The sequence below is a fragment of the Sphingobacterium athyrii genome, from assembly GCF_003071065.1.
GTDB classification, from domain to species: Bacteria; Bacteroidota; Bacteroidia; order Sphingobacteriales; family Sphingobacteriaceae; genus Sphingobacterium; species Sphingobacterium athyrii.
Genome location: NZ_QCXX01000005.1, coordinates 455,580 through 464,197, shown reverse-complemented (window position 1 = coordinate 464,197; position 8,618 = coordinate 455,580). Strand labels below are relative to the sequence as shown.

The window sequence follows — 8,618 nt, the reverse complement described above, 5'->3', positions numbered from 1 at the left end:
CTATCCTATAAATATTTAATAACCAGACGATGCCGAATAGTTATATTATGCGGTGTTAATCTCTCTTTCGAGAGGCTATCCCCCTGATAGAGGTAGGTTGCTCACGCGTTACGCACCCGTGCGCCACTCTCACCATCTTTGAGCAAGCTCTCCGATGGATCCCGTCCGACTTGCATGTATTAGGCCTGCCGCTAGCGTTCATCCTGAGCCAGGATCAAACTCTCCATTGTAAAATGAAGTTTTTGATTCCAACTATTTACATAATCAGAATTCTTTTTTTATATCTCTGATCTTGGACCGAATTGAACCAATTCTTGAATTTGTTCATGACTTTCGTCTCCTACTCGTCACGCTTACATGATTGTGTTTTCTTAAAGAACTTCTCTCGCTTCAACTTCCGTATCCGCTATATTCTGATAGGCACCAGGCCCGTCTTTATCTTTTTTGTTTTCCCTCCGTTTCCGTTGGGACTGCAAAGGTAGAAATCTTTTCTGAACTTCCAAAAAACTTTTAAAGTTTTTTTTCTTTTTCTTTTTCCAATTTCTGCGCCTAACTCCCATCAGACCCTTCTTTTTTCATTGGCTCCCTCTTTCGAAGCAACCGTCCCTCCCTTGCGGAGTGGTGCAAAGATAGGGAGTTTTCGGGCAAACTTCCAAGCCTTTTGTTCTTATTTATTTCATTTTACCCCTAACTCGCTGGAAACTTGACGGATTGTTTTTTCGCAGGAGGCCTTTCCGCCCCGGAAAGGCCGGTTATCCGCGGAGCCGCAGTGGAAAGCCGGCGCGGAACTTCGGCTGGAAGCTCGCGGTCTTTTTTAACGGGGACCGTAAGGAGAAACCTCCGAACAGGTAAAGCGGGAATACTTTGCTTCAGACATGACCCTTTGGCAGGGTAAACGTGTGCCACGGATACAGAACGCCGTGAAATCCGCTCCACGGATTACGGGGCAGTCCGGTGCATAGGTAGGACCGAAGAACGACAGCAGCCTCCCCGGCACACGCCCAGAATCCGAAAAGGGCACGGAAGCGGGAGACCCGGCGGCGTTGACGGGCTTCAGTCCGAAAGCAGAGGAGCGGCTAACAGAAATCCATAGGGGGATACGTGGGAAGGCCGGAAAACGGGACGCGGGCCTGGACAAAACAGAGAACCCGCCGGAAAGACAGCGGGCCAAAACAGAAAAAAAATCCCAATAAGCCGGATCACCCCGATCAGGGAGACCGAATCATGGGCAGGCATAAAAACCACAGCCGGGCAGTCCGCAGGGGCCATAGAAAAACAAGGCAGAAGCAGCAACAACAATGCCGGTACAGATCCAATGTTTAGTTAGGGTTTGTTTAGGTTTTATTTAGGTTTAGTTTAGGTATTCTTTAGGTAAAAGCTAAGCGAAACCTAACTAAATCCTAACCTAAATCTAGCTTACTTCTAAACTATTATAAAATCAATACTTGAACAGATCATAACATAACTAAAAGCGGAGATGCGACATGAACAATAGTAGAGTTGTGTTTGGGCAACTACAACTAGTCAGAATAAGGTTAAACAACAAAAAGGTAGAGGAGAAGCTACCACTTATCAAACTAACCCAGGAGACTTAATTAAAGAACAACAGCCGAACACGACATCCCGAAAAGCAGAAATGTTCGCGGTCTCACGGCATCAAAAGCAGCAATCGCACTTAAGGAAAAAACTTAAAGGGCACACGCTGTACAAAAAAACAATGATTTTGTCTGCTTTCTAGTCTATCAAACTTGATCTAGATCAAAAAATTACGAAAAGGGATCACATATATACAAGATGTTAAAGATATTGAATACTTTTATTCTAAATAAACATCATATTGGTCATGATAGATTATAACGAGCTTTTAAAACAAGTAGAGCACTATTCTAATACTTATATTGTAGAAAACATATCTTCTTGTCATTGTTTTCACAACAGCCTACACACACATTCAGTAGTACAGGCGGCAGAAGAAATTTCGTCGTTCTATAAGTTAAACGATGAAGATCATTTTATCGTGATTAGTGCTGCTTATTTTCATGATCTAGGTTATGTAGAATCTGACAACGCGATTGGCCATGAGAAAAGAAGCGTAGAAATAGCTTTGGACTTTCTGAAAGATAAAGGCATATCCGAAGATATTAAAGAAAAAATCAAAGGTTGCATCCTGGCGACGAGAATGCCTCAGGACCCAAACAATCTACTGGAACAGATTCTCTGTGATGCTGACCTGTTCCATTTTGGTAATGACGACTTTGAAAATAGGAACAAACTTATGAAAGCCGAAGCCGAGGCTGTATTGGGTAAAGAAATTGACAAAGATGTCTGGCGTGCAGGTACGATAAAACTTTTGTCAGGCCATCATTACCATACGGATTATGCGCAACAAAAGCTCAACGCTAAAAAAGAACAGAACTTAAAAGAACTCGAGCGAAAACAGGAAAAATCTAACGCCAAGAAAAAAGAAGACAAAAAAGAAACAAAAAAAGAGAAAGACAAAAGCGCCAAACCCGAACGTGGTATAGAGACGATGTTTCGAATAACGTCGTCCAACAACCAGCGCCTGAGCGACATGGCTGACAATAAAGCGAACATACTATTAACTGTCAATTCCATTATTCTATCCGTTGTCATTGCAGTATTGTTTAGAAAATTAGATAGCAATGAGCACCTGATCTTTCCAACAATTATCCTCACTGTAATTGTTGTTGCAACCATGGTTATGGCCATATTATCGACTATCCCCAAAATACCGGCTGGAAAATTTTCAAAGCAGGAGATCGAGGATAAAACCGTCAATCTATTATTTTTCGGAAACTTCTACAAAATGAAACTCAACGACTATAACGAAGGGATGCAGAAAGTAATGGTCGACTCCGAGTTTTTATACGGAATGCTTACAAAAGATGTCTATTCCCAAGGTGTCGTTCTGGGCAGAAAATATAAGTTATTACGTTATGCTTATGGCATCTTTATGTTTGGCCTGGTCATCTCTGTTATTTCATTTGTTATTGCAACACTCTTATAAAATAGATACAGCTCTTTTAACCGCATTATTCCTTAGATTATTTTTCGAATGAAAAAAAAAGACCTATATATCAACAGAGATATCAGTTGGCTTTCCTTTAATGACAGGGTGCTTAACGAAGCTGGGCGCCCGGCAGTACCATTGTTGGAGAAATTACAGTTCCTCGCCATTTTTTCATCAAACTTAGATGAGTTCTACCGTGTACGGATGCCTGTATTAATGGCTTGGAAGAAAATTAGAAAAAAGACTACTGACCAGGTCATCCCGAATCTCGATATTGGAACGTATAAAAAAGCATCCAAAATTATCGATAAACAACAGCAAAAATTTGGACTCTTTTTAACTGATATTATTCAGCAGTTAGCTGCGGAAAACATTATCCTAATCTATAACCAAGAGATTCCATTAGCAGTAAAATCTCTTGCCGCCAAATATTTTTTTAGCACGATTGCTTCTTATCTGCAAATCATTCCTGTTAACGAAGAATTCTCTTTTTTCCCGATCAACAACCGCCTGTACTTTGCATTGACAGACAATAATACGGCTGATCTGTTCATTGTTAATATACCCGCAGATCGCATTAATCGGTTCTTCACCTGTCAGGTCAATTCCAAAACATATGTTGTCTTCATCGACGATATCATTAAATTATTTTTACCCAACTTAATAAAAGACAAGAGTTTAAATTTCTACTCCTTCAAAATTACGCGGGATGCTGAGCTTAATTTGCAAGATGAATTTGATGGTGATATCGCTCAGAAAATAGAGGCAGAAGTCAATAAAAGAGATCTTGGTTACGCAACCCGATTCTTACATCAGCCGGGTTTTCCAGAACAGCTCATCGAAAGACTTGCAGTTCTTTTTGACCTACGGAAAAGTAGTATTGTCGCCGGAGGATATTATCATAATCTAAAGGACTTTTTCTCCTTCCCGGTAAAACAGGAAGCATTGTCCTTCCCGAAACAGCGACAGATAGAGGTACATCAGGATTTCGAACATTCCCTTTTTGACCAGCTCGATCAGGAGGATATATTGATCTGTACTCCTTATGAATCGTTTGATCCCATTCTTCGGTTTTTTAACGAAGCGGCTATCGATCCTGAGGTTGTGGAAATCCACACGACACTCTATCGAATTGCCGGTGATTCGCATATCGCCCAAGCACTGGCCACTGCAGCAAAGAATGGCAAGAAAGTGAATGTGTTTGTTGAATTAAAAGCACGTTTCGACGAAGCCAATAATATACATTGGTCCAGAATTATGAAGGAGCAGGGGGTAAGAATCAGCTATAGTATCCCTAATCTCAAAGTACATGCTAAAATTGCACTTGTCAGACGAAAAGATGGAAAAGAAAGCGCACTATTTGGGACTGGCAACTTAAACGAGAAGACCGCCACCGTATATACCGACTATTTTTTGATGACATCCAATCGTTTGCTGACAACGGAACTAGGCCAGCTATTTGAGTTTTTACCCAATAGAAAGAAACCAAGCAGTCCAACAGAGATTATATTTCAGCACCTATTGGTAGCACAATTCAATTTAAAGCAAACTTTCATCGGGCTGATCGACGAAGCAATTGCTCAGCTCAAGCAAGGAATAACTACTTCGATAAAAATTAAGTTAAACAATTTAGAGGAAGAATCGTTAATCAATAAATTGTATGAGGCTAGCCAAGCCGGTGTAAAGGTACAATTGTTGGTCAGAGGAATCTGCCGGCTTAAACCTCAAGTACAAGGCTTAAGTGAAAATATCAAAATTAAACGGATCGTAGGTCGCTATTTAGAGCATGGGAGAATCTTTATATTTCGGTACGGCGATGATACAAAAGTATATTTAGGTTCCTCAGATTGGATGGATCGCAATATCTACCGTCGGATAGAAACCTGTTTTCCGATACTGGAAACAGTATTATCCAAAAGGATTCAGCAGCTCTTCGAAATCCAGTTCGCTGACGATATCGAAGCTACTTTTATTGATGACCTAGGGCAAAATTTACCTATAGCACATCCGATTGGCAATAAATCGCAGCAACAAATTGTTGATTACTTAAACAACTAAATTGATGAAAAACTCAACACGACTATCCGCTTTTGCATTGGGGATAATTTCCACGGTATTATTAGCCTGCAACCCCAGTAATGCAAACAAAGAACGCACAGCTAATTTTACGGACACAACAACCGACAAAAAACCGCAACAGGCAATTCCTTATAAATTGCTGTCCGGCGAAAAGATAAGTTTACCCAACGAGCTGCTCGAAATATCAGGGATCGCATTTTTAGAGGGTCAGGATGAAGAGATTTATGCCATTCAAGATGAACAAGGATTACTTTTTAAATACCATTTGCCTACACAAAAGCTCACATTCAGCCAATTCGGAAAAGACGGTGATTACGAAGACATTGGTATTAGCAAAACACACTTCTTTGTTTTAAAGAGCAATGGCAGTGTCTATTCCTTCCCAATGGCAGATAAAGATAACATACAGGCGGTCGCTGAGCAAAAAGACATTCTTCCCAAGGGCGAATATGAAGGACTTTATGTCGATAAAGCAGCTAACCTCGCTTATGTTCTCTGCAAAGAATGCCGGGTAGACAAAAAACAATCACAAACAACCGGATATATTTTTTCCATTGGAACGGATGGCAAATTCAGTCCAAAAGGCGAATTTGCCATCCAAGTCGATGAGCTAAAGAAACTTGATCCCAAGATCAAAAAGACCTTCAAACCGTCAGCACTTGCAAAGAAAACCGATAGCAATGAATGGTATATTTTATCCTCCATTGACAAGGCGCTCGTTGTAACGGACGAAAACTTCAAGGTCAAATCCTTAACGCCGTTGGATCCAAAGCTATTTCCCCAACCAGAAGGGATCAACTTTGATTCAAAATCCAATCTTTACATCAGCAGTGAAGCCGGTGATCAGGACAAAGGAATCATTTATAAATTTGAAAAATAATAAGCATGCAACGGGTCTTACCATTTCTTTTACTTTTTTTCACCGCACAAGCTTATTCCCAGCAGGAGAACAAGTCGACCTTGGCAGCTGAAGCACACAAAGACAAGCCTCTGACACAAGCCGTGATAAAAGACAGTATTACTGTTGTCGCAAATGCAAAGTATGGACAGGCGGGCAAATTTAAAAAATCATTTCTGGGAGAAAACTATCGCAAAGAATGGGCTGCCGAAACCTCATTACCCATACTTCAGCTCTCTAAATTATTCGGAGGTCTAACGCCCATCAAACAGGGAGGGGGCATGCAATCCGTGTCACTTCGATTGACGGATCCAACAGGAAGAGAATGGGCCCTTCGATCAGTAAATAAACGAACAGAATCTTTGATTCCAGAAGAATTGCATGGGACCTTTGTTCAGGATGTCCTGGACGATGCAACAAGTGCGCAACATCCTTATTCCGCGCTGATGATCCCGGCACTGGCCAATGCTGTCAACATCCCACATGCACACCCTATTATCGGATTCGTCGCACCAGATCCGATCCTTGGCCAATACGCAGCGCTATTCGAAAATACTGTAGCCCTATTGGAAGAACGGGAACCGCTGGGCGATTCTGATAATAGTGCTAAAGCGGTGCGCAAACTCCAGGAAGACAATGACGATGATTTTAAACCCAAGGCATACCTCAGAGCACGTATGTTGGACGTGATGGTAAGCGATTGGGATCGTCATGAAGATCAATGGCGCTGGTACAATGAAAATCAGAATACGAATGACAAAGATAAGGACTATATTCCCATTCCACGTGACCGCGATCAGGCCTTACGTGTTACACAGGGATTTTTAATGAAAGATATTTATCAACGATTTGTAAATCCTGTTATGCAAGGGTTTACAATGGGCATTCCAAATATCAGATATTCCCTTTTCAAATCCAGGTTTTTAAATGCACATCCCAGCAATCAGCTCTCCCACAAAGAATGGACAAAAGAAGTAGACCAATTTGTCGCCCGATTGACCGATTCGGTACTCCGGCAGTCTGTCAACAGCTTGCCTCAATCATCCATAGCCATTCGGGGCGAACAGATTTTCCGCACCCTTCAGAGCAGACGTGATGCCCTGCCTACTGCGATGGAACAATATTATCGCTTTATCAATAATATTGTAGATATCCATTTCAGTGATAAGAACGAGAAGGTAGAGATCGTCAGCACCAAAGACAGGGGATTAAATGTCAAGGTATCCAAAATCAACAAAAATGGACAGGTGACTAAAACTTTGATGGACAAAGTTTACGAAAAAAATTTGACGAAAGAGATCCGATTATATCTTTCTGAGGGTCAAGACTCATTGTTAATAAATAATACAAATTCTCCGATAAAACTGCGAATAATTGGCGATAGTTTGCCAAAGACCTATGTAATTGATAATAGCAGATCAAGAATAAAGCTCTATGAAAACACGTCCAATTCAACGATTTTAGGAGAAAAAAAACGAGTCAAGCTACATCGCGGTAAGGATAGCGTAAATACAGCGTTTGTTCCCGTGAATTTATACAATTCCTGGCTACCATTATTAACAGCTGGTTACAATGCTGATGATGGTTTTTCTTTGGGGCTTGGCGCAGCATATACCCACCAGCGGGGATTTAGGAAAGTGCCTTTTACCTATAAACAACAGATTACAGTCGCTACGGCATTCCGGACAGGTGCCTATAAAATTCATTATCGCGGTGAATGGGAAGATGTCATAGGTAATGCCGACTTCGTTATCGACGCACTGGCAAAAGCGCCCGACAATACGCAAAACTTTTTTGGCGTGGGCAACAATTCCTTGTTTTTAAAAGATCAGTATGGAGCAAAATATTACCGAAGCCGATTCAATATTTTTAATATCAATCCACTACTGAGGTGGCATCCATCATCGACGTTAAATTACGCTATTGGCCCCCATATCCAGTTCTATCATCTGGATCCCGTTGAAAATCAAGATCGTTTTATCCTAAATCCGCAGGCACTGCATTCCTATGATAGTCTCTCCATTACCCATGACAAGGCCTTCGCCGGATTAAATGCTTTTCTAACACAAGATACTCGTAATCGTAAAATCAATCCAAGTAAAGGTGTATTTGTTAAAGCTGCGCTACAATCCTATTTAGGCTTAAACAAATATTCGCGGCATTCGGCACAGTTAAGTGCAGAAATGACCGGTTATTTTAGTGCAATTAACGAAGGTATTATATTTGCCAACAGGGTAGGAGGAGGAACCGTCGTGGGTAACCCAACATTCTATCAATATCTTTTTCTTGGTGGTCACGAAAATCTACGTGGTTATCGCCAATACCGTTTTGCTGGGGAACAAATGGTCTACAATAACCTGGAGGCTCGTGTTAAGATCCATGATATAAAAAGCTACGTTCTGCCTGGGGAGCTAGGCCTCATGGGCATGTATGATATTGGAAAAGTCTGGGCAAAAGACCATAACAGCTCCACTTTCCACCAAGGATTCGGCGGAGGGCTTTATTATATCGTGGCAAATGCCTTGCCCCTTCACTTCGTAATGGCCAAATCCAACGAAGGCTGGTATCCTTATTTTAGTACAGGCTTTCGCTTCTAAAGTATATTCAATA

Annotated in this window: 4 protein-coding genes and 1 rRNA gene; 4 read left to right on the top strand and 1 reads right to left on the bottom strand. The window is 41.3% G+C overall.

Annotated elements, in window-relative coordinates:
- Window positions 1–230, bottom strand: a 16S ribosomal RNA gene (locus tag DCO56_RS19925); the annotation flags it as partial.
- 1,613 nt (window positions 231–1,843) lie between these two features.
- Here DCO56_RS19925 and DCO56_RS19910 point away from each other — a divergent pair.
- The 4 genes from DCO56_RS19910 to DCO56_RS19895 are packed head-to-tail and all read left to right on the top strand — an operon-like array spanning window position 1,844 to window position 8,605.
- On the top strand, window positions 1,844–3,028 hold the full coding sequence (locus tag DCO56_RS19910; RefSeq protein WP_245935877.1) for a Pycsar system effector family protein: 1,185 nt from the start codon (window positions 1,844–1,846) through the stop codon (window positions 3,026–3,028).
- Window positions 3,029–3,076: 48 nt separating this feature from the next.
- Window positions 3,077–5,089 (top strand): polyphosphate kinase 1, encoded by a 2,013-nt coding sequence (ppk1, locus tag DCO56_RS19905; protein WP_108635488.1) that lies wholly within the window; start codon window positions 3,077–3,079, stop codon window positions 5,087–5,089.
- A gap of 4 nt (window positions 5,090–5,093) precedes the next feature.
- Window positions 5,094–5,990, top strand: a complete 897-nt coding sequence (locus DCO56_RS19900; RefSeq protein ID WP_108635487.1) for a hypothetical protein — start codon at window positions 5,094–5,096, stop codon at window positions 5,988–5,990.
- Between the two features lie 5 nt (window positions 5,991–5,995).
- The gene (locus tag DCO56_RS19895) at window positions 5,996–8,605 is read left to right on the top strand and encodes a BamA/TamA family outer membrane protein (protein WP_108635486.1); all 2,610 of its coding nucleotides are present in this window, start codon (window positions 5,996–5,998) and stop codon (window positions 8,603–8,605) included.
- Window positions 8,606–8,618: the final 13 nt, after the last annotated feature.